The sequence below is a fragment of the Brevundimonas sp. EU05-FHT14B07 genome (assembly GCF_058790795.1).
Genome location: NZ_JBYTCZ010000005.1, coordinates 49481 through 73673 on the forward strand (window position 1 = coordinate 49481; position 24193 = coordinate 73673).

Genomic DNA, 24193 nt, shown 5'->3' on the forward strand with positions numbered 1-24193 from the left:
GCACAAGGGAGACAGACCATGCCCGCCAAATCCGCCGCTCAGCAAAAGGCCGCCGGCGCCGCCCTGTCGGCCAAGCGCGGGGACACGCCGAAGTCAAAGCTGAAGGGCGCGTCCAAGTCCATGGTCGAGTCCATGACGGAAAAGCAGCTGGAAGACCTTGCCGAAACCAAGCGCAAGGGCAAACCCGAGCACGTGCAGGACTGAGACACAGTCGATTTATCTGATCGCCTGTCCGTTCTGTAAGTGGCGATCCGCGCGCCGACCGCCTAGATGGGCGCAATCTCCAGCCGAGCGCCCCGCCTGATGCCCGCCCAACCGCCTCCGAACGACGACCTGCGGCGGTTCTCCGACGTTCTTGAAGACCTCGGCCACGCCCCAGAACCCAAGCTGACCATGGCCGAATTAGTCGCGTCGTTCGGCGAGCGCGGCTTCGGGGCCATGATCCTGATCCTGTCGCTGCTGGCGCTCCTGCCCTGGCCGCCCGGCGGCAAGGCAGTCTTCGCCGTGCCGATCATCCTGATGTCTCTGGAACTGGCTTTCCAGAGGCAGAGCGTGTGGCTGCCGCGCTGGATGCTGAAGGCCTCGGTGTCCCGCGCCGCCTACACGTCCTTGATCGCCACGCCGTTCGCAGCCCCGGCCTGGCTACGCCGCTGGGTCCTGTCGGCAAAGGTGCGGATCGCCGGGCGCCGCTACATCTTTTCCGACGGCGTGAGGCGCGCCGTTCGCAGACGCCCGAATGGCCTGAGCGTCCTGAAGATGGTCCGCGCCATCGAACGCTTGACCCGCCCTCGCCTGCCGCTGCTGACCGGCGATGTCGCCGACACCTTCACAGGCCTGGTCTGCGTCGTGTTGGCCCTGATCATGGCCTTGCCCATCCCGTTTGGAGACGCCCTGCCCGGCATCGCCCTGGTTCTGTTCGCCCTGGGCATGATGCAGCGCGACGGGGTCGCCATCCTGCTCGGCGTCGTGGCCACCGCAGCCAGCGCTCTCTATCTGTTCCTGATCTGGGCGACGGTGGTCGAGGTGGCCCAGCACGTGACCGGCTGGTTCGCCAAACTGCTGCACTGACGGCGACAAAAAGGGCCGCCGAGTTTCCCCGACGACCCTTCATTGCCTGACCGCGAACGGTCCGGCCGCAACTCAGTCTGAAAGGCTCAGACCAGACCCTCTCCGAGGGCCAGGGTCGCGGTCGCCGCTCGCGATTGATGACAATGAGACACTGGATCACCTCCTTTCGACTGTTGAACAGGGAGATGAAACATAAGACGGCTCAACGCCTTGCGCCAATGGGCTTCGCGCTTTCGTGAACGCGTGCCGATCTACTGCGTCGGCGACGCCCCGCCGGACAGGCCCTGCATGATCATGCGGTTGATGTCGATCAGGTCCTGGAAGCTTTCCTCGCCCCGCATGATCGCCGAGGAATGGCGATTGACGAACAGGCTCAGCGAGATGATCTGCGCCCGCATCGGAGCGCCCAGGGCGTTGCCCGGATCACTGCACTCGCCGGCCAGCGTCGACCACAGACGCCGGTTCCAGTCCAGCGCGTCGATACGGGTGGCGATGTCGGATTCGTCGACGGTCGAGGCGTGAACCAGAGCGCGCGTGACCTGACCGAACAGACGGTACTCCAGGTCGCGCGGGCTCTCAGCCCTCGCTGTCGCCGCTGTGTAGGCCTGAAGCGACATTCAGCACTCTCTCTTCATACTCGACAATCTTACGCGCCGACATCAGGGCCTTATAGTATTCGCGCGCCAGCACATGACGCGAGGCCGAGACGCATTCGGCCAGGATGTCCGGGTTCTGCGTCGCGCCCATGAATTCGGTGATCCGCAGAGCGAGTTCGTCGAAGAACTTCGACGCCGAACTCTCGTCCAGATACATCATCATGATCGGGAAATAGATGCGGCGTGCAGGCGTGGTGACGTCCTCGGCCTGCATGATGTCCTTCTCGCGCAGGACGCTGGCGCGGTTTTGGAGGATCAGCACGCCGCGACGATCGCCGTTCTGGACCACGGCGCCATTCAGAACGAACTTCTCGCCGGGTTTCAGCGACAGCTTCAAGGCCATTGAGGACCGTACTCCAGTCGTGATCGAGCCAGTCGCGCACGACAGCTCCGAGTGAATCAGACCCTACTCCGGCATCAGTTAACCATCCCTTGTGAGATCGATCCGCTGGAACGCGTATCGTCGCCGTTGCGTTGGCTTGTCGAAGAGGAGACGACGATGCCGGACAACGACTATCAGGACGATCAGGAACAGTCTGAGACGTTCGACGAAACCCATCTGGACGACGAGGGCGACGGCGAATTCCTGCTGGATGAGGCCGATCAGGTGCTGGACGTGACCCAGGCTGACGGCGACGCCGACGAAGAGGAGTTCGACGAGGACGCCGAGGTCGATCTCGACGACCAACTAGCTCTCGACGGCATCGAACGCGAAGCCGACGCCCTGTTGGGCGTCGATGGCGAAAACCGCGATCAGATCGACGCCGAAGGCGGGCCGGCGTCAGCGCCGGATGAAATCGAGCTCGTCTATTCCGGCCTGATGGAAAACGAACGCGGCGCACAGGCCAGCGCCGCCCACTGGGAGGCCAAACGTCTCTCGGATGACGACATCACGGACCTGGGATACGGCCCGGACGGCGATCAAGACGCTCCGGCGCGATAAGGAGAGAATGACATGACCGACGACAAAGCCCGTCACGACGCCTCGACCGACGTCCCGCACGCCAAGCGCACGACCTCGCAGGATGGCGTACCGGACCAGCTGGACAAGATCGACAAGTCGGACAGCCGCCAGGAGGCGCTGGTTGATGAAGGCCTGGAAGAGACCTTCCCCGCCAGCGATCCGGTCTCTGCCAAGCGCATCACCTGATCGCTGTTCACGACGCAGGCGATCCGCTAACCCACTCCGTGGAAACACGGAGTGGGTTTTTCTATGAGCCGTTTCGAAGGCACGGACCGCTATATCGCCACGAGCGACCTCAAGATCGCGGTAAACGCCGCGGTCGCACTTGAGCGTCCCCTGCTGATCAAGGGAGAGCCCGGCACAGGCAAGACGGTGCTGGCCTATGAGATCGCCAAAGCCTTCGACGCGCCGCTGATCACCTGGCACGTCAAATCCACGACCAAGGCCCACAACGGCCTGTATGAGTATGACGCGGTAAGCCGGCTGCGCGACAGCCAGTTGGGCGAGGAACGCGTCCATGACGTTCGTAACTATCTGAAAAAAGGCAAGCTGTGGGAAGCCTTCACCGCCCCCGCCCGCCCCGTCCTGCTGATCGACGAAATCGACAAGGCCGACATCGAGTTTCCCAACGACCTGCTGCAGGAACTGGATCGGATGGAGTTCTACGTTCAGGAAACGGACGAGACGATCCGCGCCGAAGTTCGTCCCATCGTGATCATCACCTCCAACAATGAAAAAGAACTGCCTGACGCCTTTCTGCGCCGCTGCTTCTTCCACTTCATTCGCTTCCCCGACGCCGAGACCCTTTCGGCTATCGTCGATGTCCACTTCCCCGGCATCAAACCGCGCCTGGTGTCCGAGGCCTTGAAGACTTTCTACGAAATCCGCGACACGCCGGGCCTGAAGAAGAAGCCGTCAACCTCGGAGCTTCTGGATTGGCTGAAGCTGTTGCTGGTCGAGGATATCGACGCCGAGACCCTGCGTGAGAAGACGCCGAACAAGCTGATCCCGCCGCTGCACGGCGCGCTGCTGAAGAACGAGCAGGACGTGCATCTGTTCGAACGTCTGGCGTTTCTGAACCGCCGCGAAGGCTCGCGCCCCGGCGGCTGACGCGGTGATTACCGCGATTTCACTGGATCACGCGGCCGCAGCGCGCAGAATGGGGGCCAAGAGAGGTTCGACCATGCGTCATGTCCTGCTTTATCTAGTCCTCAGCGCCAGCCTGGCCGCCTGCGATGGCGACAACTCGGTCCGCATCACCACCACCTCCTCCAGCGACGATCAGGGCGCAGGCGTATTAAAGGTGATCGACGCCCTGCAATGCCCCGACAATCTTGGCGTCCTGACGCGAAAGGGCCTAGCGGCGGCAGGCGGCGCGAACTGCGTCTATGGCGGCCCCAAGGGCGCCGACGTCGTCCTACATCTTGTCAAGCTGGACGGGCGCTCAGTCGATGATGTGTTGCGGGACTTCGAGGCGCGCGCCAGCGCCGATCTGCCTCATACAGTCGCGCGGCTGGCCCCGGGCGCAGGCGATGCGCCGCCACCGCCTCCATCAATCGAGGCAGGCCATACGACTTCCGTCCAAGCGCCTGGGGTCGACATCAAGACGCGCGGCGAGGACGCCTCGGTCCGCCTGCCCGGCCTGAAGATCGAGACCCAGGGCGATAACGCCAGCGTCCGCATCGGCGGCATCAACATCCAGTCCAAGGACGGACAAAACGTCCGCACCGAAACCTCGACGGTCAGCGTGGACGCCAACGACAACTCCACGCGCGTGCGCACCCGTGCGCCGGGCGCAGCGACGCGCATGACCTATATCCTGGCTGACGATCAGCCCGGCGATGCGGGCTGGCGCCAAGTAGGATTCGAGGCGCGCGGCCCCAGCGGCGGCCCGATCGTCATCGCCGTGGTGAGGTCCAAGGATCGCCGAAACGACGGCATTTTCGACGACGCCAAGGAACTGGTCACACTGAACGTCGGACGCTGACGCGGCGATTTCCTGCGCCGTCTCGCCCCTCCCGCTTGATCCCGACGTATCTTTGCGTCACCTGACCAGCCGACAAGCGATCAGGACACGCGATTTGGCCGAGCGCCCCACCAAGAAGAACGCCCTCCGCGCTTGGCAGCGCATGCTGTCCGGTCGTCGCCTGGACCTGCTGGACCCGTCGCCGTTCGACATCGAGATCGAGGACATCGCCCACGGCCTGGCGCGCGTCGCCCGTTGGAACGGTCAGACCATCGGCGAGCACGCCTTCTCGGTCGCCCAGCACTCGTGCGTGGTTGAAGAGATCGCCGCCCACATCAAGCCCGGCCTGGATCCGAAATGGCGTCTGGCCGCTCTGTTGCACGACGCCTCGGAATACGTCATCGGCGACATGATCTCGCCGTTCAAGGCGGCGCTCGGAGCCGGTTACAAGGACTTCGAGGCCAAGCTGGAAGCCGCGATCCACCTGCGCTACGGCCTGCCGCCCAAGACGCCGCAAACGATCAAGACCCTGATCAAGAAGGCCGACAAGGCCTGCGCCTTCTTTGAGGCGACGCAGTTGGCGGGTTTCACCGAAAAGGAATCGCTGGGCTTCTTCGGCAGCCCGCCCGAGGGTTACAGCCTGACGATCGAACCCCAACCCGCCCCGGTCGCCCAGGCCCGCTATCTGGAACGCTACCGGGTCCTGGCTGGCGCTGTCGGCCTGATCCCCGCCGACGACGCCTGGCACACGGAATAACACGATGACCCAAGGGGCGGAGGACGGCGTTCGCATCGGTCTGTCGGCGGTCGTGATGACCTTGAAAGACCGGCAGGCCGTCGTCCTGACGACCCCGACCGAGGACGGTTCGCGGGCCCTGCCCTTCGGGCCGTTTGATCCCGTGCGCGACCGCACCTTCGAACGCGCTTTGCGGGACTTCGTGACCGCACAGACCGGGTTTCGGCTCGGCTTCGTCGAACAGCTCTACACCTTCGGCGACGCGGGCCGCGCTTCGCCGCGCGCCACGCCCGGCCCCGGCCGTCACAGAGAGCTGTCTGTCGGCTATTTGGCCCTGACGCCCGACGCGGCGGAAGGCCAGACCCACGATGCCCGGTGGGACGCCGTGTTCGAGTTCTTTCCCTGGGAAGACCGGCGCGGCGGTCAGGACGCTCAGATCAGGGAAGGCCTGCACGCCTGGGCCGATGGCGACGAGCACCGCTTGGCCCGGGCCCGCGCCCTGTTCGCCCTGACGGCCGATCACCGCTGGAACGAGGAGCGGGTGCTGGAGCGCTATGAACTGCTTTACGAAGCGCGTCTGGTCGCCGAGGCATGGCGCGACGCCGACCTGTCGCCCACGCAGCCCATGCCGGGCCGCATCATGTCCTCGGATCACCGGCGCATCCTGGCGACCGCGCTCGGCCGCCTGCGCAGCAAGCTGAAATACCGCCCGGTCCTGTTCGATCTGACGCCTGGCGTCTTCACCCTGTCTGAACTCCAGGCGGGCGCCGAGGCCGTCTCGGGCCTCAGCCTGCACAAGCAGAATTTCCGGCGCGGTGTGGAGCGCACTGGGCTGGTCGAACCCACCGGACAGCTCTCTTCCACCACGGGCGGCCGACCCGCCGAACTGTTTCGATTCAAGGGCGTGGACGCCCAGACCGGCGCCGCGCCGGGCCTGTCCTTGCCCGCGCAAAGATAGCGTCGGATTTCTTTCACAGACGGGTTGCGAAGCGCTGCGGCTCCGACTAGAGAAGCCCCTCGCTCGACCAAGCGATATCGGCGCCGCGGAGAGGTGGCAGAGTGGTCGAATGTACCGCACTCGAAATGCGGCGTGCCTGGAAGGGTACCGTGGGTTCGAATCCCACCCTCTCCGCCACCGGCCTGACGAAGGCCTAGGCCAAGTTCCGACATTATCGAAACGAGGTTTCGGCATTTGTCGTCGGGTTTCTGCGCCTGCATCTCGACCTCGCAAGCATTGCGCATTGAATGATGATGATACCGGTGTCAGGATCGCTCTCGCTGGATATCAGATGGGCGACGATTGATGATCACGCGACGTAAGGCGCTGCTGAGCAGCATGGCGACCGCAGGTTTGCTTTCGGTGTCCTCCGGCGTGCTTGCCGCCACGGCGCCGAGTAACGTGATAACCACCGTCGGGCCGGTCATCGGTCTGCGGCAGGACGGGATCAGCGTCTTCAAAGGCGTGCGATATGGAGCGCCGACGCGACGGTTTCAGCCGCCAGAGAAGCCGACGCCATGGCGCGATCCGGTTCGTACAACAAGTTACGGCGCGGCCAGTCCGCAGCGCGGCGATGAGCCGAATCAAAGCGAAGACTGCCTGTTCCTGAACGTCTGGACGCCGCGGACCGACGCGGGTCGGCGACCGGTGATGGTCTATATCCACGGCGGCGCCTATTCGAGCGGATCGGGATCGGACCCGCTGTATGACGGCACGCGTCTGGCGGCGCGCGGCGATGTCGTGGTGGTGACGCTGAACCACCGGCTGAATGTTTTCGGCTATGCCTATCTGGCGCGACTGGCCCCGGGGTTCGAAGATTCGGGCAACGTCGGCCAGCTGGATCTGATTCTGGCGCTGCAATGGGTACGGGACAATATTGCCGCGTTCGGCGGCGATCCGTCCAGGGTGATGCTGTTCGGTCAGTCCGGCGGGGGCGCCAAGATCGCCACCCTGATGGCGACGCCGGCGGCGCAAGGTCTGTTCCATCGCGCCGCGACCATGAGCGGTCAGCAGGTGACGGCGTCCGGGCCAATCAACGCCACGACGCGAGCCACGACATGGCTGAAGGCTCTGGGCCTGACGCCGGATCGGGCGGCCGAAGCGGCGACGATGCCGGTCGAGCGGCTGCTCGAAGCGCAGAGCGCCGAGGACCCGATTCTGGGCTTCGGCGGCCTGTATTTCGGGCCGGTGCTGGATTTCCGCACCCTGCCCCGCCACCCCTTCTATCCCGACGCGGCGCCGCTGGGCCGGTCGATCCCCATGATCATCGGCAATACCCGCGAAGAGACCTTGGGCTTCATGGGCAACGATCCCAAGAATGTCGGCCTGACGTGGGAGACCTTGAAGACGCGGCTGTCGCCCGGCGTCATGCGAATCGACATCACGCCCGAAGCCGTGATCGCTGGCTATCGCGCCATGCATCCTGAATGGTCGCCCGACCAGGTGCTGATCGCCGCGACGACGGCGGGGCGGTCCTGGCGCGGCGCGGTGATCGAGGCCGAGGAGCGGGCCAAGGCCGGGGCGCCAGCCTGGGTCTATCAACTCGACTTCCCTGGAGAGTTGGCCTCGGGTCGCAAGGGTGCCTTCCACACCGCCGACATTCCGTTGGTGTTCGACAATGTCGAGGCGACAGGGTCGCGGACGCGTGGGCCGGATGCGCAAATCATGTCGGACCGGATGAGCGACGCCTTCATCGCCCTGGCCCGCGACGGCGATCCCAACCATGCCGGACTGCCGCGCTGGGACCGCTATGAGCTGCCTCGCCGACAGACGATGTTGATGGATATCCAGCCGCGCATGGTCGACGACCCGCGCGGCGACGAGCGGGCCTTCTTCTCGGCCATTCCCTATATCCAGCCGGGAACCTAGAGCGGGAAATCCAGCCTGACGGCCCAGGCGCGCACCAGATCGGGCCAGACCTGGGCGGGCTTGCCCTGGATCAGGCGGACGCCGAATCCGTGGCCGCCTTCCTGGAACAGATGCGCCTCAGACGGGACGGCGGCGGATTTGAGCGTGGTCAGCAGTTGCAGGCTGTTCTCGACCGGCACGGACGTGTCGTCCATGGCGTGCAGCAAGAAGACGGGAGCCGCATTCCGCCACCCCATCTGCTCAAGAGAATAGGCCGCGATCCGCTCGGCCGAAGGCGTCTCGCCCAGCAGGTGCGTCCGCGATCCGGCGTGGACGTACGGGTCCGCCATGGTCGCGACCGGATACATTAAAACGGTCAAATCTGGTCGCAAGGATGCGCTGTCGGCGGCGTCGACCGGTTCATAGGTCGGGTCCGTCCGGACACTGGCCAACCCCGCCAGATGACCGCCGGCCGAGGCGCCCAGTACGGCGATCTTTTGCCGATCGACAGCATAGTCGGCGGCGCGGCTGCGTATCAGCCGGATCGCACGCTGGGCGTCCTGAAGGGGTGCGTCGGCCCCGGCCGCCCAGCCGTCAGCCGGCAGGCGATAACGCAGGACGAAACAGGTCGTGCCGCTGGCCGCGAAAACGCGCGCAACGTCATACCCTTCCTTGTCCAGCACAGCCCAGCGATAGCCGCCGCCGGGTATGAGGAGCATCGCCGAACCGTTTGGCCGCTCGGGGCGAAAGACGGTCAGGATCGGATCGGTCGTGTACTGGGCGTAACGGTCGTGGAAGGCGGGATCGGTCGACCGCTCTGGCACGACCGGCGTGACGGTCACACCCCGCCCACCCGGCGCGCCGTCGGGCCATAGGCGGATGATCTCGGTTGGGTCCGGCGGGGCGACGCGGCCGCCGTCCGCCACTGTCTGCGCCCTCGCCCCGGATGCGCCAACCACGGCCCCCATCGCCAGACCTAAAAGCGTCCTGCGTTCCAGATCCATCACGGTTCTCTCTTCCTGAAAAAGACGACGGCCGGACGATCGCTCGCCCGGCCGCAATCCTTGATGACGTCGCGGTGCTTAGCCACTCAGTCGTTCGTCAGACCTTGGCCAGTTCGTATTTCGGCGTAATCAGGTGAATGACCAGAAGCGCGATCAGATAGGCCGAAGCCGCCACGATGAAGATGGGCGTATAGGTGCCGATCTTCTCCAGGACGTAGCCGGCGTATTTGGCCATGGCCATGCCGCCGATGGCGCCCAGCATTCCGCCGATGCCGACGACCGATCCCACCGCCGAGCGGGGGAAGACATCGCCTGGAAGCGCATAGAGATTGGCCGAGAAGCCCTGGTGCGCGGCCGTCGCCAGTCCGATAATGCCGACCGCAACCCAAAGGTTTGACGCTTCGGCCGCGAAGGCCACCGGCACGGCGCACAGGGCGCAGATCAACATGGTGATCTTGCGGGCCTTATTGATGCTCATGCCCCTATGCATGAAGCGCGACGACAGCCAGCCCCCGCCAACCGACCCGACATCGGACAGCAGATAGATGGCGACCAGCGGCGGGCCGAAGGTCTTTAGGTCCAGCCCATAGGTTTTGCCCAGGAAGTCCGGCAACCAGAACAGGAACATCCACCAGATCGGATCAATCAGGAACTTGCCCAGAGCGTAGGCCCAGGTTTCCTTGACCGTCAGCAGTTTGGTCCATTTGACCTTTTCGACGACGTCGGCCGGGTCCTGCTCGATGTAGGCTAGTTCGGTCGCGGACAGCTTCTTCTGTTCGCGCGGGCGGCGATAGACCAGCAGCCAGATCGGAAGCCAGATCAGGCCCAAGGCCCCGGTGATGACAAAGGCCATCTGCCAGCCGAAGGCCAGGACGAGGCCTGGAACGATCAGGGGGGTGACGATGGCGCCGATATTGGTGCCGGCGTTGAACAGCCCCGTGGCGAAGGCGCGTTCCTTCTTCGGGAACCACTCCGCGACCGCCTTGATGCCGCCGGGGAAGCCGCCGGCCTCACCGACGCCCAGCACCATCCGCGCCATCATGAAGTGCGACAGATCTCGCGCCGCACCGTGCATGATATGGCCGATCTGCCAGATGCCGAAGGCGATCCCCAGACCCCAACGCGCGCCGATCTTGTCCATGATCCGGCCCCACAACAGGTAGGCCACGGCATAGGACGCCTGGAACCAGAAGACGATGTCGGCATAGTCCGTTTCGGACCAGCCGAACTCGGCCGACAAGGTCGGCTTGAGGAAGCCGATCATCTGGCGATCGACGTAGTTGATGACCATGGCTGCGAACAGCAGCCACATGATGATCCAGCGATACTTGCCGGGAGATGGCGCCTTGATCTGGATCGGCGGCGCGACGGAGGCGTCTGACATGGTTATGAAAACCCGTTCCTGAATATTCCTCAACGCGTCCCTGCTCTTTTCCGTCCCTGAACGGCGGCGGGGTGGGCGTCCGATGATGTTACTGGGCTTCGGCCCTGACGACCGAACAGTGAAGTTCTGCGATACCCTTGAAGATGCACACGGCTTCGTCGCCCGCGTGGACACGGTGGACGCCGGTGACAGCGCCGGTCGAAACCAGCATGCCCGCCTTCAGCGGACGGCCCCAGCGCGCGCAATGTTCAAACAGAAATCGCACGGATTCCATCGCGCCGCCCGCGAGGGACTGCGACCCGCCCGTGCCGACGCTGGCGCCATTGATCATCGTCTCGACCTCAATGCTGTCCAGCCGGTCGCGCCAGTTCTCGACCTCGGGACCGATCATCAGTCCGCCATTGTTGCCGAAATCGGAGGCGACCACGGCTGATCCCAGGTCGTTGATCGTGGAAAGAGGGCTACCGGCCAGTTCGACGCCGATGAACACCTTGTCCACGACGCCCATTGCTTCTTCGATGGTCCAGTCGGTCTTGGCGGGATCGGCGTCGGCGCCGATCCGAGCAATGAACTCGGCTTCCACCGCTGCAAACCCACCCTCGATTTCTGGCAAGGGAACGACCCTATCGCCGGGCGCCGGCCAGACGTTGCGCGCGAAGATGGCGCCGGCCAGACGATGGATCCCCAGCTTCGGCTGCTGCTCAGGCGGGACACCGCCCACCTTCCAGCCCACGACCTTATCGGGAAACAGACCGATGGCGACGTCCTGGATGGCGTAGGATTCGGCCATGCTCTGGGGAATCACGCCGGGATAGTCTGGCGTGTTGCGCGCCGCCAGACGCGCGTCGACGAACTGCTGTGCGATCGCCGCCGGGTCGGCCGACAGCGCGTCGTCCTGGCTCGCAAGTGAGGGGGTCGAAGTCAAAGGTGTCGCCTCGTGAATAGGCTCCGATAAGAGCGACGAAGGAAACCGGTGTCAATGCGCTTTAACTGAGCCCCATGGCGTCGGCCGCGAGTCGCGGCTATGCCTTCAAGCTGCACATAGGGAAGGAGCCGAACCTTGGCTCAAGACGATCCGCGATCCGGCAAGCCGGGCAAGCGGGCAACCATCAATGATGTCGCCCGTGAGGCGCAGGTCTCCAAGAAGACCGTCTCGCGGGTCATTAATCAGTCGCCGTTCGTCAAGGAAGACACGCGCGAAAAGGTCAACGCCGTCATCAAGGCTCTGGGTTTCACGCCTGATCCACAGGCGCGCGGCCTGGCTTTCAGGCGTTCGTTCTTGGTCGGTCTGATCTACGATAACCCGAGCCCGACCTATGTCGTGAACATGCAGCAAGGCGTGCTGGATGCGCTGAAGGGTTCCGGCCTGGAACTGGTCGTCCATCCTTGCAATCGCAACTCCCCTACCCTGCTGGAAGACATCAGGGGCTTCGTCGAGCGCCAACGTCTGTACGGCGTCATCATGCCGCCTTCGGTGTCCGAGGATGAACAGGTCATCGACCTGCTGCGCGATCTCGACTGCCCCTATGTCCGCATCGCCTCGGTAGCGTTGGACGAGCCTCAAGCGATGGTGGTCACCAATGACTGGCTCGGCGCGGCTGAGGCGGCGGCGCATCTGGCCGACCTGGGACACAAAAGAATCGGTCTGGTGCGCGGGCCGGACCTGTTCCGGTCGTCGGCCGTGCGGGGCAAGGGGTTCCTGGACGCTCTGGCCGAGCGCGGGATCCCGCTGGACCCGGCTTACGATTTCAAAGGCGCCTATACGTTCGAATCAGGCGTGGAGGCGGGCCACGCCCTCCTGGCGCTGGAAACGCCGCCGACCGCGATCTTCACCCTCAACGACGACATGGCCATCGGGGTGATGCAGGCGGCGCGAGATCGCGGGCTGGAACTGCCTCGCGACCTGTCCGTCGTCGGTTTCGATGATTTGCCGATGGCGGCGCGGGTTTGGCCCAACCTGACCTCGGTGCGCCTGCCGATCCGAGACATGGGACGGATGGCGGCCGAAAAGCTGCTGGCGCCGATGCGGGGCGTGGATCCGGCCACGATGCAGCAGCCCGAAGTTCGACCGGCCCTGGTGGTGCGCAAGTCGGCAATCCCGGCAGTCTGAGTTGGGTCGGCGCGCGTGATCGCGCCGACCTCTTTGCCTCAGGCCGTTTCGAGCGCAGGCTTGGCGGCGAGAACGTCCTTCAGATAGTCGCGAATGCCTTCGTCCGTGGCATTGGCGAAGAAGTAGTCCTGGAATTTCTCGCCGGCGATGGCGGCCTTCAGCAGATCCTGATCCATTGTCTTTAGAACCGTCAGCATGTCGTGGCAGGTCACCGACTTCAGGTCGCTGAGCACGCCGCGATTCTTGCGCATGATCTCGGCGCGTTCCTTGGGATAGCCCAGGCCGCGCTCGCCTTCGAACAGCTTGCGATAGACGTCCTGAAGGTTCAGTTCCGCCGCCCAGCCGAAGCCCTTGGCATAGGGCATGGCGATGGCGTTGCCGTCATTGATCTGGCCGAACAGGAAGGCGTCGGTCGGGTCGATGATCAGGCCGCAGAAGACGCCGGGCATGGCGTTGGCGGCCAGCATCGAGCCGGTGCCCGTGCCGCAGCCGGTGACGACGAAATCAGCCGCGCCGGAGTTCAGCAGGATGCCCGTCAGCACGCCGTTCATGACGTAGGTCAGCGACGCCTTATCCTCGGCCGCATACATTCCATAGTGAAAGACTTGATGGCCCAAGGGCTCTGCGACGACGGTCAAGGCGGCATGCACCGTCTCGCTTTTGGCGGCCTGGCTGTTTTCGATGATGAGAGCGATCTTCATGGGGGAATCCTCAAGACGGTGGCGAAGCGAAGCTGGCATATGTGTGCGGCGTTGGTCTAATCGATTGCATCATTATATGACACCGGTTACCTAGTCCACAGAAGGACGGGCGCAAGATCCGTCACCGTGGCTCGCACTGCGAGCTCCCAGGGAGGCCCGCATGTACGACCCCATGTATGACAAAGTCTATCAAGCCACCCATCCCGACATGATGGACGGCGCCTCGAACCAGCAGCTGCGCGATCGCTATCTGATCCAGGGCCTGTTCGTTCCGGGCAAGGTCAGCCTGAACTACTCCCACCACGAGCGCATGATCATCGGCGGCGCGACCCCGGCTGAGACCGCCCTGAACCTGCCCACGCAGTCGGAGCCGCCCTCCTTGGCCGGCGCGCCGTTCCTGCAGGCCCGTGAACTGGGCGTGGTCAATATCGGCGGCCCCGGTTCGATCACGGTGGATGGTGAAACTATCGAACTGGGCTTCCGTGACGGCCTGTATGTGCCGATGGGATCGCGCGACGTCCGCTTCGCCTCCAAGAACCCCGCCGAGCCGGCGAAATTCTATCTGGTCGCCACACCCGCCCACGCCCGCTACGACCTGACAAAGATATCGATCGACGAGGCCGTGCCGCTGGACATGGGCGCGCTGGAGACGTCGAACGAACGGACAATCTACCAGTATGTCGTTCCGGCCAAGGTCAAGTCCTGCCAGCTGCTGCTGGGCGTGACGGTGCTCAAGCCCGGCTCGGTGTGGAACACCATGCCGCCGCACATTCACGACCGCCGCTCGGAAGCCTACCTCTATTTCGGCCTGGGCGAGGACGACCGAGTTTTCCACTTCATGGGCGAACCGGACAAGTCGCGCCACATCGTCATCGCCGACGGCGAGGCCGTCATCTGCCCGCCGTGGTCGATCCACACAGGCGCAGGCACGTCGAACTACACCTTCATCTGGGGCATGGGCGGCGAGAATCTCGACTACACCGACATGTACAAGCTCGACATCTGCCAGTTGAAGTAATCAGGACAAGAGGAAGAAAAACATGAGCAATCCGTTCGACCTGACCGGCAAAGTCGCCCTGGTGACTGGCGGCAACACGGGTCTGGGCCAAGGCATCGCCCTGGCTTTGGCTGAGGCGGGCGCTGACATCGTCTCGGTCGCCCTTTCGGACTCCGACGACACGGTCGCCAAGGTCCAGGCGATGGGCCGGCGCGCCCACGCCATCAGCGCCGACCTGACCTCGATCGAGCCGGTCGAACGCGTTGTTCAGGAAGCCCTGGCCGCCATGGGCCGGATCGACATCCTGGTGAACAACGCCGGCCTGATCCGTCGCGCCGACGCCGTCGACTTCACCGAGGCGGACTGGGACCTAGTGATGAACATCAACCTGAAGACCGTCTTCTTCATGAGCCAGGCGGTCGCCCGCCTGTTCATCAAACAGGGTGACGGCGGCAAGATCATCAACATCGCCTCCATGCTGTCCTTCCAGGGCGGGATCCGCGTGCCGTCCTACACGGCGTCCAAGTCGGGCGTCGCGGGCCTGACCAAGCTGATGGCCAACGAATGGGCGCCGCACCGCATCACCGCCAACGCCATCGCCCCCGGCTATTTCGCCACCGCCAACACCCAGGCGCTGCGCGAGGACCCGGTGCGTTCTGCCGAAATCCTGGGCCGCATCCCGGCCGGGCGCTGGGGCGAGCCGTCGGACTTGGGCGGTGCGGCCGTCTTCCTGGCCAGCCGGGCCTCCGACTACGTCCAAGGCGCCATCCTGCCGGTCGACGGCGGCTGGCAGGCGCGCTGATCCGGGGCTAGCGTTGCGATCATGACCCAGGCTGCATCTTCCCGCCGCATTCTCTGCTTCGGCGAGATGCTGCTGCGGTTTTCGCCCAACGCCAACGAGCTGCTGATGCAGTCGCCTGCCCTGACCGTGCGTCCGGCCGGCGCCGAGGCCAATGTCGCCGTGTCGCTGGCCCGCTTCGGCGCGCCGGCCGGCATGGCGACGGTCCTGGCCGACAATGCGCTAGGGCGGGGCGTGCGCGACGAGGTGCGCAAGCACGGGGTCGATACCTCTCAGGTCGTCTTCAAACCCGGCCGGATGGGTCTGTATTTCCTGACCCCAGGTGCTGTGCGTCGTCCGTCGGAAGTCCTCTATGACCGCGCCGGATCGGCCTTCGTCGAACATGTCGATACGGCCTTCGACTGGGACCAACTTCTAGACGGCGTCGAATGGCTGCACGCCTCGGGCGTGACCCCGGCGACGGGGCCGAACGGCTCGGCCGCCGCCGTCGCCATCATCGAGGCTGCCGTCCGCAAGGGCGTCAAGGTCAGCTACGACGGCAACTTCCGCGGCAAGTTGTGGGAACAATGGGACGGCGATCCCCCGGCCACGCTCGGCAAGATGCTGGCGGGCGCCACGGTCGCCTTCGCCGACGACCGCGACTTCGCCCTGGTGCTGAAGACGACGTTCGACAGCCCCGACCCGAATGTGCGTCGTCGTGAAGCCGCCAAGGCCGCCTTCGCCGCCTTCCCGCGCCTGCAACGCATCGCCTGCACCCTGAGGGTTCAGGAAAGCGTCGCCGACCAGGCTCTGTCCGCCGTCATGCTGACGCGCAATGGCGGGGAATTGATCGAAACCAAAGCCGAGGCCATTCATATGGTCGGCGTCGTGGAGCGGGTCGGCGGCGGCGACGCTTTCGCCTCTGGCGTCCTGTTCGGTCTATGGAGCGGATGGTCGGATCAGGAGGCCCTCGACTTCGGCCTCGCCGCCGCCGGCTTGAAACATTCCGTGCCCGGCGACTTCAACCTTTTCACCGACGACGAGGTGCGCGCAGCCATGGCCGACGGCGGCTTTGATATCAGGCGCTGAGGCTGCGAGCACAAAGATTTGGTGGAGGCCGCGTGGAGACGCCCATGCGGCCTTCTTCATTGGCGACGAGGGACTAGGAAACCGGTGTCAATCATGCTTGAGTGACGCTTCGAAACGGTCAGAAGAAACCGTGCGAGAGAGGTCACACCAGGAGTTTCCATGTTCGCCACGTCCTTGAACCGCCGTGCCCTTCTGGCCGCCGGCGCCGCCACCTTCGTCGCCGCTTCAGGGCCCGTCCTGGCCCAAGCGTCGCCAGAGCGCGCCGCCATTCTGGACACCATGAAGCGCGCCGCTCGGTTCATGAGCGAAGAGGCCGCCGTCGAAGGCGGATACGTTTGGCAATATCTGCCCGACTTCTCACGCCGTTGGGGCGAGCTTGAGGCTAACCCGACCATGATCTGGGTCCAGCCGCCGGGCACCGCGACCGTGGGCCATCTGTTCCTGGACGCCTATCATGCCACCGGTGACGCGTTTTACTATGAAGCGGCCAAGAAGGCGGCAGACGCCCTGGTCAAGGGCCAGCACCCGCTGGGCGGCTGGAACTATGTCATCGATACCGCCGGCGAGGAGTCCCTGAAGCAGTGGTACGGCACGGTCGCCGCCAACGCCTGGCGGCTGGAGGAATTCCACCACTACTACGGCAACGCGACGTTCGACGACGCGGGCACAGCCGAGGCGTCGCAACTGTTGCTGCGGATCTACCTTGAGAAGAAGGATCGCAAGTATCTGGCGCCGCTGAACAAGGCGATCAGCTTCGTGCTGGAAAGCCAGTACGAGAACGGCGGCTGGCCCCAGCGCTATCCGTTCGTCGAGAACGGCGGCCTGCACGGCCATGCGGACTATACGCCCTACATCACCTTCAACGACGACGTGGCCGGCGAGAACCTGGAGTTCCTGATCTACGCCTATCACGGCCTGGCGCGGAGCGGTCGGGGCGATGCGAGGATTCTGGACGCCATCAATCGCGGCATGGACATCTTCGTAAAGACCCAGCAGCCGCAGCCGCAACCGGCCTGGGGTCTGCAACACTTCCCCGACACGCTGAAGCCGGCGGGCGCCCGGACGATCGAGCCGCAAGCCTTCGTCACCCACACGACCGGCACCAACATCAAGTCGATGATGGGCTTTTATCGCCTGACGGGCGACCGCAAGTATCTGGCCCGCCTGCCCGAGGCGATGGACTGGCTGGATCAGGTCGCGGCCAAGCCGCCGCTGAACACGCCGGGCCGCACGCACCCGACCTTCATCCTGGAAGGCGCCAACACCCCGATCTACATCCACCGGCGCGGGTCCAACATCGCCAACGGCCAGTACTACGCCGACGACAACCCCACCAATCTGATTGTCCACTACGGCTCGTTCCGCAATGTGGACACCGCGGCCCTGCGCGCCGAATACGCGCGTCTGTCGGCTATGCCGATCGATGAGGCCACGCGCGGTTCGCCGCTGAAGGCTCGCCCCGGCTCGCTGAACCTGCCCAAGTACTTCACGCTTCAGGATGTGGACGTGTGGGACATGTCCAGCGACGCTCGTCGCCCGACCGCGCCTCACGCTGGTCGCGCGGCCGAAGTCATGGCCGGGCTGAATGCGCGCGGCTATTGGCCCACGCCGCTGACCACGACGTCAAACCCGTACAAGGGCCCCTCGCCCACCGCCGTGACCGGCGGCGAATACCAGATGACCCGCGTCGGCGACCTGTGGGACACCTCGCCTTACAACACCGACTTCCCGGTCGAGGGCGTCTCCACCTCGGTTTTCATCCGCAACATGGGCGACCTGATCGAGGCGCTGGGGTCGTAAGGTTGCGGAGCCTAGAGATACGCTCCGACCTGCCAGGGCACGAACTCGTTGTCGCCGATGCCGAGGGCCTCGGATTTGGACGGCTCGCCTGATGCGACATCTAGCATTTTCTGGAAGATGACGCCGCCGACCTCGGCCAGGCTGGTTCCGGTCAGGACGGGCGAGGCGTCGATGTCCATGTCCTCGTCCATCCAGTTCGCCAGCTTGGCGTTGGAGGCGACCTTGATCGATGGAGCGGGCTTAGCGCCGAAGACCGAGCCCCGGCCGGTGGTGAAGACGATCAGACTGGCGCCCGAGGCGATCTGGCCCGTAGCCGAGCACGGGTCGTAACCGGGGCTGTCCATGAAGCTGAGGCCCTTGGCCCGAAGCGGTTCGGCGTAACCGATCACGTCGTTCAGCGGGGTCGAACCGGACTTGGCTACCGCACCCAGCGACTTCTCCAGAATGGTCGTCAAACCGCCCTTCAGATTGCCGGGCGACGGATTGTTGTTCAGCTCCATCTGATGGCGATCCGCATAGTCGCGCCACCACGCCAGACGCGCGTTCAGCTTGTCCGCAACCTTCTGCGACGCCGCGCGCCGCAGCAGCAAGTGTTCCGCACCCCAGATTTCGGGCGTTTCCGACAGCATGGCCGAGCCGCCGTGCGCGACGAGCAGATCGACAGCTGCGCCCAAGGCGGGATTGGCGGTGACCCCGGACCAGCCGTCTGAACCGCCGCATTGCAAGCCGACGGTCAGGTGAGAAGCGGAGACAGGTTGGCGCTGGACCTTGGCGGCTTCCACGACCAGTTCGCGGACGATCTCGATACCGGCCTCGATCGCACGGGCCGTGCCGCCGGCCTCTTGGATGTTCAGGGCGCGAATGTGCGGACCGGCTTCCAGGCCTTCGTTGGCCAGCCAGGCGGGGATTTGATTGGCCTCACAGCCCAGACCGACGATCAGAATGGCGTGGAAGTTTGGATGTTTGGCGTAACCCCCCAAAGTCCGCTGCAGCAGGGTCACGTCGCTGCTGAGCGATGAGCCGCCGCAACCGCCTTGGTGGGTGAAAGCGACCACGCCGTCGACGCCCTTCGGCAGGATGGAATCCGGGAAGGCGTCGGCAATGCGGCGCGCCACTGTGGCCGAACAGTTCACGCTGGTCAGGACGCCGATATAGTTGCGCGTGCCGACGCGGCCGCCTGGGCGAACGATGCCGCTGAACGTCACGCCCGACAACGCCGCAGGCGGACGCAGGTCGGCCCCGACCTCGGCTTCACGCCCGTCCTCCGCCATGGCCAGGTTGTGGACGTGGACGTGAGCACCGGCGGCGATAGCGGTCTTGGCGCGTCCGATGACCTGGCCGTAGCGGCGGACCAGACCGCCCGCCTCCATCGCATGACGGGCGATCTTGTGGCCGGTGGCGATGTCGGCGCGCGCCGGCGCGGTCAGGCCATCAGGCGTATCGCCGCTGGCGATGTCGTCCAGGGCGATGGCGACATCGTCGGCGGAGTTCAGGATCAGGACGCGAGACATGGACTACTCCGCGACCAGACGCGCGGCCTCGACCGCGCCGTTCTGGCTGACCGACAGATAGGTACCCGTGACCGCTGCGACGAACCGGTCGTCGGCGGCCAACGCAGGCGGGAAGACGGCGGACAGGCTCAGCAGAGTCGAGACCCGCGCCAGATCATTGTTGGCGCCGGCCAGAAGTTCGGCGGTCTTAGCCGCCAGCGGATCGTCGACGACGAAGGCCTCGCCGCTCTCGGTCACGCCCGACTGCCATCTCATCCAGGCGGCGATTCCCAGGGCCATGGCCTCGATCCCCTGCCCCGCCGCCAGACGTTCGGCGGCGCCGGCCAGCAGGCGCTGGGGCAGTTTCTGCGAGCCGTCCATGGCGATCTGGCGCGTGCGGTGCATCAGGGCCGCATTGGAGAAGCGGGCCATCAGCGCCTCGCGATAGGCGGGGATGTCCAGGCCCGGCGGCGGGTTCAGCGTGGTCTGGGCCTCGTCCCACAGGGCCTCGACATAGGCGCGGAAGGCGGGGACGGCGACGGCCTCGTGGACATGCTCGTGCCCCGACAGGGCGCCCAGATAGGCGATCGCCGAGTGGGCGCCGTTCAGCAGGCGCAGCTTGGCGTCCTCCCACGGTTCGACCGCGTCGGTCAGTTGCACGCCGAGCGACGCGAAGTCCGGCCGTTCGCCGGCGAACCGATCCTCGATCACCCACTGGATGAAGGGTTCGGCCTTGACCATGCCCTGGTCTTCGACGCCCAAACGGGCGGTCAGGCGGGCGATGTCGTCGGGAATGGTCGCCGGGACGATCCGGTCGATCATCGTCTGGGGAAAGGCGCCCTCGGCCTCGATCCAGTCCGCCAGCGCCGGGTCGATCTGGCGCGCCATCGCCAGCACCCCGTCCCGGATGCGCTTGCCGTTGTGGGGAAGGTTGTCGCAACTGATGACGGTGAAGGGCTTCAGCCCCGCCGCCCTTCGCGCCTGCAACGCCGCGACGATGAATCCAGGCGCGGTGCGGGGCGCGGCGATATCAACCAGATCGGCCGCGACATCAGCGTCGCTCAAAAGCAGGTCGCCGGTCGCCGGATCGAGGCGATAGCCCTTTTCGGTCACAGTCAGGGTGACGATGTGGACGTCGGCATCGGCCATGGCGGCGACCAGGGCGGCGGGATCTTCCGGCCCGACCATCACGCCCGCGCAGGCGCCGATCACCCGCAGATGCTCGTCCGATCCGTCACGCACGACCAGGGTGTACAGCCCGTCCTGCGGATTCAGCTGATCGCGTACGCCGGGCGACCGAAGCGAAGCGCCCAGCACACCCCAGCGCGGATCGCCCGACCTGATCGCATCGTCGAACACGACCGCCTGGTGGGCGCGGTGGAAGGCGCCGATGCCCAGATGGACGACACCCGTCTTCACCTGGGCGCGGTCGTAGCCGGGGACGGCGATGTCGGCGGGCAGCCCCGTCAGGCCGGCTTGGTTCAGTCTACTCACAGCTTGTAGGCCGCCTTGACCAGGCCATAGGTCAGAGCGTGGGCCAGTTCGTGAGCCTCGTCCTCCTCCATCCGATGCTCGACGACCAGTTTAGCCAGGAAGCCGCAGTCCATGCGCCGCGCCACGTCATGACGGGCGGGAATGGACAGGAAGGCGCGGGTGTCGTCGTTGAAGCCGACGGTATTGTAGAAGCCAGCCGTCTCGGTGACCTGCTCGCGGAAGCGACGCATCCCTTCGGGACTGTCGTGGAACCACCAACTGGGTCCCAGCTTCAGAGCCGGATAGTGGCCGGCGAGTGGCGCGAGTTCGCGGCTGTAAGTGGTTTCGTCCAAGGTGAACAGGATCAGAGACAGACGGCTGTCCGAGCCGAACCGATCCAGCAGCGGCTTCAGCGCGCGCACGTAGTCGGTCTGGGTCGGGATGTCGCAACCCTTGTCGCGGCCGAAACGGTTGAAGACGGTGGCCGAGTGGTTACGGAAGCTGCCGGGGTGAAGCTGCATCACCAGACCATCCTCGACCGACATGGCGGCCATTTCGGTCAGCATCTGGCCGCGGAACAGTTCAGCGTCGGCGGCGCTGGCGGGCGCCGTCGACACACGCCGGAACAGGGCCTCGGCTTCGGCCTTAGGCAGATCTGCGGTGAAGGCCGTCGGGTGGCCGTGGTCGGTCGAGGTGGCGCCCATTTCGATGAAGAAGACCCGGCGATCGCATAGGGCTTGTAGGTATCCGTCCCACGACAGCGTATCGCGGCTGGTCTGTTCAGCTAGGATCTTCAGATTGTCGCGGAAACCCTCATAGTCCGGGTCAAGAACCGGATCCGGGCGATAGGCGGTCAGCACCCGTCCCTTCCAGCCCGAGGCTGCGATGGTCCTGTGATGCTCCAGCGTGTCCAGCGGGCTCTCGGTCGTGGTCAGGACCTCGATATTGTAGCGATCGAACAGGGCCCGCGGCCTGAAGCCGTCGGTCTTCAGGGCCGCATCGATGACGTCGTAATAGTGATCCGCCGTCTCGGCCGACAGACGCACGTCGATGCCGAAGGCCTCGGCATAGACCCAGTCGTGCCACATCCGCGAAGGCGTCCCCCGGAACAGGTGATAGTTCTCGGCGAAGCGCCGCCAGATTTTGCGCGGATCGGTCTCGACCGGCCCGCCATCGGCGCGCGGCACGCCCAGGTCCTCCATCGCCATGCCCCGCGAGTGCAGCATGCGGAAGACGTAGTGATCGGGCGTGATCAGAAGTTCAGCCGGATTGGCGAAGGGTTCGTTCAACGCAAACCAGCTCGGGTCCGTATGACCATGCGGGCTGATGATCGGCAGCCCCTTGATCTCGCCATACAGACGACGCGCGATCGCGCGGGTCTCGGCGTCCGCCGGAAACAGGCGATCGGGGTTCAGTCTGAGCGGATGAACCATAGCGTTCCTCATTGCCTCGTGGCGGAGGCTTGGTTCGCCTCTCGATCTTGATCCAACAAGCCTACAACATGGACCGCAAAAAGACACCGGTTACCATCACCGACCCTCAGCTTGTTTTCGGCGTCGGACGTCGGATTTTAGGCAAGGCGGCGCTGGCGCCTTGCGTCCGGGCGCGAGGCTGGACATAAGGGCCGCTCACCGCCCGTGCGGGCCGGCTTAGCTCAGTTGGTAGAGCGCCAGTTTTGTAAACTGGATGTCGCGGGTTCGATTCCTGCAGCCGGCACCACGCCTTTCGACCATCGGGGACATGGCCGACACAACCAACAAGCTGGGCCACAAGATCGGTGCGCGAGGCGGCAGAACCCGCCAGGCGATCCTCGACGCGACCCAACGCCTGTTGAACGAGCGGCATTACGGGGAAATCCGCGTCGCCGATCTGGCCTCGGCCGCCGGCGTGTCGCCGTCCAACTTCTACACCTATTTCAAGACGGTCGAAGAGCCTGTTCTGGCGCTGTGCGAGGTCGCCGCGACGGATTTCCAGGGATTGGCCGCGCATTTCCAGGCCGACTGGCCGGGCGACAAGGCCTTCGTCATCGCGCGCGCCTTTATTCTGAATGTGATGGCCATCTGGCGCAGCCACGGTCAGGTGCTGCGTGTCGAACATATGCTGGCGGACAATGGCGACGCGGCCTTCGTCGAAAGCCGGGTGCGCCGTTTGCGCCGGCTTCACCTGTCCATCGAACGCCGCGTGGCCCAGGCCCACGCCAGCGGTCTGCACCCCAAGGACTACAATCCGCGTCTGGCCTCTTACCAGATCGCCTCCATCGCGGAGTCGACGGCGGCCAGTTTCGATCTGTTGCGACGGGCCGATACGCCCGAAGCCATCCTGGATACGGCGGCCATCATCATCGTCAAGCTGACGACGGGGCGTTAGAGGCCCAACGGCCCATACAGCCAGGTCATCCAGATCCCGACGGCCAGGAAAACGCCGAACGGCAGCTTCTCCGATCCGCTGACGCTGCGCCGGACCACCAAAATGCCGAAGACCAGACTGAGCCCGACCGCGCAGGCCCACAGCAGCACGCTGGGCAGGCCCATCCAGCCGACCCAGGCCCCTGCCCCCGCGAACAGGAAGGGGTCGCCTCCCCCCAGTCCCTGGCGCTTGCGGACGAGTTGATACAGCCAGCCGACCAGCCACAGACCACAAAACCCGACGGCAGCGCCAATCAGATGGGAAAAGCCAAGGCTCCAATCCAGAATTAGCGCGACCGTGACGCCTGTCGAGATCAAGGGCAGCGTCAGACTATCCGGCAGCCAGAAGTGTTCACCGTCGACGATGGCGATCAGCAACAGCTGCCAACCTAGAACGGCCGTGACGGCGATCATGAACGTCGAGGCGCCGCCTGTCGCACCCCACACGCCGGCCCAGATCCCGACGCCGGCCGACGCCAGTTCGATTAGGGGATAACGCGGCGAAATCCGGGTGTGGCATCGCGCACAACGCCCGCGCAAGGCAAGCCAGCTGAAGACCGGCACAAGCTCCCAGGGACGTAGCGTCTGATCGCAGCCCCGGCATCGCGAGCGGGCGACGACGATGTCCTCGTCGCGCGGCAGGCGAACGCTGACGGCGGCGATGAAACTGCCGACGATCAGGCCCAGCCCGCCCATGACGGCGGCGGCGAGTACAGGATTCATCAAG

Annotated in this window: 25 protein-coding genes and 2 tRNA genes; 17 read left to right on the forward strand and 10 right to left on the reverse strand. The window is 65.0% G+C overall.

The genetic code is table 11. The features are described 5' to 3' along the window. Window positions 1-18 precede the first annotated feature (18 nt). Together AC3WRC_RS12545 and AC3WRC_RS12550 are read left to right on the forward strand one after the other, a co-directional pair. A complete protein-coding gene (locus AC3WRC_RS12545; protein ID WP_039247297.1) occupies window positions 19-204 on the forward strand; it encodes a DUF3008 family protein in 186 nt (61 codons plus the stop codon). A 99-nt stretch (window positions 205-303) separates the two neighbouring features. Continuing rightward, window positions 304-1068: an exopolysaccharide biosynthesis protein gene (locus AC3WRC_RS12550; RefSeq protein ID WP_228763708.1), complete on the forward strand. Its 765-nt coding sequence runs from the start codon at window positions 304-306 to the stop codon at window positions 1066-1068. 251 nt (window positions 1069-1319) lie between these two features. On the opposite strand, the gene flaF is transcribed toward AC3WRC_RS12550, so the two are convergent. Together flaF and flbT are read right to left on the reverse strand one after the other, a co-directional pair. After that, window positions 1320-1685, reverse strand: coding sequence for a flagellar biosynthesis regulator FlaF (gene flaF, locus AC3WRC_RS12555; protein ID WP_017505215.1), 366 nt, complete (start codon window positions 1683-1685; stop codon window positions 1320-1322). Beyond that, entirely contained in the window at window positions 1645-2067 is a 423-nt protein-coding gene (flbT, locus tag AC3WRC_RS12560) for a flagellar biosynthesis repressor FlbT (protein WP_045811316.1), read from the reverse strand. The genes flaF and flbT overlap by 41 nt, the downstream gene beginning before the upstream one ends. Window positions 2068-2223: 156 nt before the next feature. On the opposite strand from flbT, the gene AC3WRC_RS12565 reads away from it, so the two are divergent. From AC3WRC_RS12565 to AC3WRC_RS12600, 8 genes are all read left to right on the forward strand, one after another. Beyond that, window positions 2224-2667, forward strand: coding sequence for a hypothetical protein (locus tag AC3WRC_RS12565; RefSeq protein ID WP_112861757.1), 444 nt, complete (start codon window positions 2224-2226; stop codon window positions 2665-2667). A gap of 12 nt (window positions 2668-2679) precedes the next feature. After that, complete coding sequence (locus AC3WRC_RS12570; RefSeq protein ID WP_492304074.1) at window positions 2680-2874, forward strand: hypothetical protein; 195 nt, start codon at window positions 2680-2682, stop codon at window positions 2872-2874. 63 nt (window positions 2875-2937) lie between these two features. After that, window positions 2938-3798, forward strand: coding sequence for an AAA family ATPase (locus AC3WRC_RS12575; RefSeq protein WP_165116303.1), 861 nt, complete (start codon window positions 2938-2940; stop codon window positions 3796-3798). A 73-nt stretch (window positions 3799-3871) separates the two neighbouring features. Next, on the forward strand, window positions 3872-4675 hold the full coding sequence (locus AC3WRC_RS12580; RefSeq protein WP_492304075.1) for a methyltransferase type 11: 804 nt from the start codon (window positions 3872-3874) through the stop codon (window positions 4673-4675). 142 nt (window positions 4676-4817) lie between these two features. Beyond that, window positions 4818-5411, forward strand: coding sequence for a YfbR-like 5'-deoxynucleotidase (locus tag AC3WRC_RS12585; RefSeq protein WP_026108420.1), 594 nt, complete (start codon window positions 4818-4820; stop codon window positions 5409-5411). 4 nt (window positions 5412-5415) lie between these two features. Further along, window positions 5416-6348: an NUDIX hydrolase gene (locus AC3WRC_RS12590; protein WP_492304076.1), complete on the forward strand. Its 933-nt coding sequence runs from the start codon at window positions 5416-5418 to the stop codon at window positions 6346-6348. A gap of 87 nt (window positions 6349-6435) precedes the next feature. Next, window positions 6436-6525 (forward strand) — tRNA-Ser (locus AC3WRC_RS12595). A gap of 168 nt (window positions 6526-6693) precedes the next feature. Then, window positions 6694-8256, forward strand: coding sequence for a carboxylesterase/lipase family protein (locus tag AC3WRC_RS12600; RefSeq protein ID WP_492304077.1), 1563 nt, complete (start codon window positions 6694-6696; stop codon window positions 8254-8256). On the opposite strand, the gene AC3WRC_RS12605 is transcribed toward AC3WRC_RS12600, so the two are convergent. The 3 genes from AC3WRC_RS12605 to AC3WRC_RS12615 form a co-directional block, all read right to left on the reverse strand. Beyond that, on the reverse strand, window positions 8253-9239 hold the full coding sequence (locus AC3WRC_RS12605) for an alpha/beta hydrolase (RefSeq protein ID WP_492304078.1): 987 nt from the start codon (window positions 9237-9239) through the stop codon (window positions 8253-8255). The two genes, AC3WRC_RS12600 and AC3WRC_RS12605, sit on opposite strands and share 4 nt — an antisense overlap. A 97-nt stretch (window positions 9240-9336) precedes the next feature. After that, on the reverse strand, window positions 9337-10623 hold the full coding sequence (locus tag AC3WRC_RS12610) for an MFS transporter (RefSeq protein ID WP_055754860.1): 1287 nt from the start codon (window positions 10621-10623) through the stop codon (window positions 9337-9339). Between the two features lie 88 nt (window positions 10624-10711). Continuing rightward, a complete protein-coding gene (locus AC3WRC_RS12615) occupies window positions 10712-11548 on the reverse strand; it encodes a 2-keto-4-pentenoate hydratase (RefSeq protein ID WP_492304079.1) in 837 nt (278 codons plus the stop codon). A 135-nt stretch (window positions 11549-11683) separates the two neighbouring features. On the opposite strand from AC3WRC_RS12615, the gene AC3WRC_RS12620 reads away from it, so the two are divergent. Next, window positions 11684-12733, forward strand: coding sequence for a LacI family DNA-binding transcriptional regulator (locus tag AC3WRC_RS12620; RefSeq protein ID WP_492304080.1), 1050 nt, complete (start codon window positions 11684-11686; stop codon window positions 12731-12733). 38 nt (window positions 12734-12771) lie between these two features. Here AC3WRC_RS12620 and AC3WRC_RS12625 read toward each other — a convergent pair whose 3' ends face one another. Continuing rightward, window positions 12772-13434 (reverse strand): RpiB/LacA/LacB family sugar-phosphate isomerase, encoded by a 663-nt coding sequence (locus AC3WRC_RS12625; protein ID WP_492304081.1) that lies wholly within the window; start codon window positions 13432-13434, stop codon window positions 12772-12774. Window positions 13435-13606: 172 nt separating this feature from the next. Here AC3WRC_RS12625 and kduI point away from each other — a divergent pair, with 172 nt between their 5' ends. From kduI to AC3WRC_RS12645, 4 genes are all read left to right on the forward strand, one after another. Continuing rightward, entirely contained in the window at window positions 13607-14452 is an 846-nt protein-coding gene (kduI, locus tag AC3WRC_RS12630) for a 5-dehydro-4-deoxy-D-glucuronate isomerase (RefSeq protein WP_492304193.1), read from the forward strand. A gap of 22 nt (window positions 14453-14474) precedes the next feature. After that, complete coding sequence (kduD, locus tag AC3WRC_RS12635) at window positions 14475-15233, forward strand: 2-dehydro-3-deoxy-D-gluconate 5-dehydrogenase KduD (RefSeq protein WP_055754856.1); 759 nt, start codon at window positions 14475-14477, stop codon at window positions 15231-15233. Window positions 15234-15254: 21 nt separating this feature from the next. Beyond that, complete coding sequence (locus tag AC3WRC_RS12640) at window positions 15255-16298, forward strand: PfkB family carbohydrate kinase (RefSeq protein ID WP_492304082.1); 1044 nt, start codon at window positions 15255-15257, stop codon at window positions 16296-16298. A gap of 159 nt (window positions 16299-16457) precedes the next feature. Then, complete coding sequence (locus AC3WRC_RS12645; RefSeq protein WP_492304083.1) at window positions 16458-18098, forward strand: pectate lyase; 1641 nt, start codon at window positions 16458-16460, stop codon at window positions 18096-18098. An 11-nt stretch (window positions 18099-18109) separates the two neighbouring features. On the opposite strand, the gene AC3WRC_RS12650 is transcribed toward AC3WRC_RS12645, so the two are convergent. From AC3WRC_RS12650 to uxaC, 3 genes are read right to left on the reverse strand one after another with little or no spacing between them, the layout of a single operon-like run. Beyond that, a complete protein-coding gene (locus AC3WRC_RS12650) occupies window positions 18110-19609 on the reverse strand; it encodes a UxaA family hydrolase (protein ID WP_492304084.1) in 1500 nt (499 codons plus the stop codon). A gap of 3 nt (window positions 19610-19612) precedes the next feature. After that, complete coding sequence (locus tag AC3WRC_RS12655) at window positions 19613-21082, reverse strand: mannitol dehydrogenase family protein (protein WP_492304085.1); 1470 nt, start codon at window positions 21080-21082, stop codon at window positions 19613-19615. Then, complete coding sequence (uxaC, locus tag AC3WRC_RS12660; RefSeq protein WP_492304086.1) at window positions 21079-22494, reverse strand: glucuronate isomerase; 1416 nt, start codon at window positions 22492-22494, stop codon at window positions 21079-21081. The genes AC3WRC_RS12655 and uxaC overlap by 4 nt, the downstream gene beginning before the upstream one ends. A gap of 210 nt (window positions 22495-22704) precedes the next feature. On the opposite strand from uxaC, the gene AC3WRC_RS12665 reads away from it, so the two are divergent. Next, window positions 22705-22780 (forward strand) — tRNA-Thr (locus tag AC3WRC_RS12665). Between the two features lie 21 nt (window positions 22781-22801). Next, window positions 22802-23428, forward strand: coding sequence for a TetR/AcrR family transcriptional regulator (locus AC3WRC_RS12670; protein ID WP_055754850.1), 627 nt, complete (start codon window positions 22802-22804; stop codon window positions 23426-23428). On the opposite strand, the gene AC3WRC_RS12675 is transcribed toward AC3WRC_RS12670, so the two are convergent. Then, window positions 23425-24189, reverse strand: a complete 765-nt coding sequence (locus tag AC3WRC_RS12675; RefSeq protein ID WP_165116259.1) for a prepilin peptidase — start codon at window positions 24187-24189, stop codon at window positions 23425-23427. The genes AC3WRC_RS12670 and AC3WRC_RS12675 overlap by 4 nt on opposite strands. Window positions 24190-24193 lie beyond the last annotated feature (4 nt).

What these genes read in the sequence shown, in the direction of transcription:
- AC3WRC_RS12580 (WP_492304075.1), top strand. Translation starts at nt 3,872, where the DNA reads ATGCGTCATGTCCTGCTTTATCTAGTCCTCAGCGCCAGCCTGGCCGCC.
- AC3WRC_RS12600 (WP_492304077.1), top strand. Translation starts at nt 6,694, where the DNA reads ATGATCACGCGACGTAAGGCGCTGCTGAGCAGCATGGCGACCGCAGGT.
- AC3WRC_RS12570 (WP_492304074.1), top strand. Translation starts at nt 2,680, where the DNA reads ATGACCGACGACAAAGCCCGTCACGACGCCTCGACCGACGTCCCGCAC.
- AC3WRC_RS12575 (WP_165116303.1), top strand. Translation starts at nt 2,938, where the DNA reads ATGAGCCGTTTCGAAGGCACGGACCGCTATATCGCCACGAGCGACCTC.
- uxaC (WP_492304086.1), bottom strand. Translation starts at nt 22,494, where the DNA reads ATGGTTCATCCGCTCAGACTGAACCCCGATCGCCTGTTTCCGGCGGAC.
- AC3WRC_RS12670 (WP_055754850.1), top strand. Translation starts at nt 22,802, where the DNA reads ATGGCCGACACAACCAACAAGCTGGGCCACAAGATCGGTGCGCGAGGC.
- AC3WRC_RS12565 (WP_112861757.1), top strand. Translation starts at nt 2,224, where the DNA reads ATGCCGGACAACGACTATCAGGACGATCAGGAACAGTCTGAGACGTTC.
- AC3WRC_RS12610 (WP_055754860.1), bottom strand. Translation starts at nt 10,623, where the DNA reads ATGTCAGACGCCTCCGTCGCGCCGCCGATCCAGATCAAGGCGCCATCT.
- flaF (WP_017505215.1), bottom strand. Translation starts at nt 1,685, where the DNA reads ATGTCGCTTCAGGCCTACACAGCGGCGACAGCGAGGGCTGAGAGCCCG.
- AC3WRC_RS12585 (WP_026108420.1), top strand. Translation starts at nt 4,818, where the DNA reads ATGCTGTCCGGTCGTCGCCTGGACCTGCTGGACCCGTCGCCGTTCGAC.
- AC3WRC_RS12650 (WP_492304084.1), bottom strand. Translation starts at nt 19,609, where the DNA reads ATGTCTCGCGTCCTGATCCTGAACTCCGCCGACGATGTCGCCATCGCC.
- AC3WRC_RS12645 (WP_492304083.1), top strand. Translation starts at nt 16,458, where the DNA reads ATGTTCGCCACGTCCTTGAACCGCCGTGCCCTTCTGGCCGCCGGCGCC.
- kduI (WP_492304193.1), top strand. Translation starts at nt 13,607, where the DNA reads ATGTATGACAAAGTCTATCAAGCCACCCATCCCGACATGATGGACGGC.
- kduD (WP_055754856.1), top strand. Translation starts at nt 14,475, where the DNA reads ATGAGCAATCCGTTCGACCTGACCGGCAAAGTCGCCCTGGTGACTGGC.
- AC3WRC_RS12550 (WP_228763708.1), top strand. Translation starts at nt 304, where the DNA reads ATGCCCGCCCAACCGCCTCCGAACGACGACCTGCGGCGGTTCTCCGAC.
- AC3WRC_RS12675 (WP_165116259.1), bottom strand. Translation starts at nt 24,189, where the DNA reads ATGAATCCTGTACTCGCCGCCGCCGTCATGGGCGGGCTGGGCCTGATC.
- AC3WRC_RS12590 (WP_492304076.1), top strand. Translation starts at nt 5,416, where the DNA reads ATGACCCAAGGGGCGGAGGACGGCGTTCGCATCGGTCTGTCGGCGGTC.
- flbT (WP_045811316.1), bottom strand. Translation starts at nt 2,067, where the DNA reads ATGGCCTTGAAGCTGTCGCTGAAACCCGGCGAGAAGTTCGTTCTGAAT.
- AC3WRC_RS12640 (WP_492304082.1), top strand. Translation starts at nt 15,255, where the DNA reads ATGACCCAGGCTGCATCTTCCCGCCGCATTCTCTGCTTCGGCGAGATG.
- AC3WRC_RS12605 (WP_492304078.1), bottom strand. Translation starts at nt 9,239, where the DNA reads ATGGATCTGGAACGCAGGACGCTTTTAGGTCTGGCGATGGGGGCCGTG.
- AC3WRC_RS12625 (WP_492304081.1), bottom strand. Translation starts at nt 13,434, where the DNA reads ATGAAGATCGCTCTCATCATCGAAAACAGCCAGGCCGCCAAAAGCGAG.
- AC3WRC_RS12545 (WP_039247297.1), top strand. Translation starts at nt 19, where the DNA reads ATGCCCGCCAAATCCGCCGCTCAGCAAAAGGCCGCCGGCGCCGCCCTG.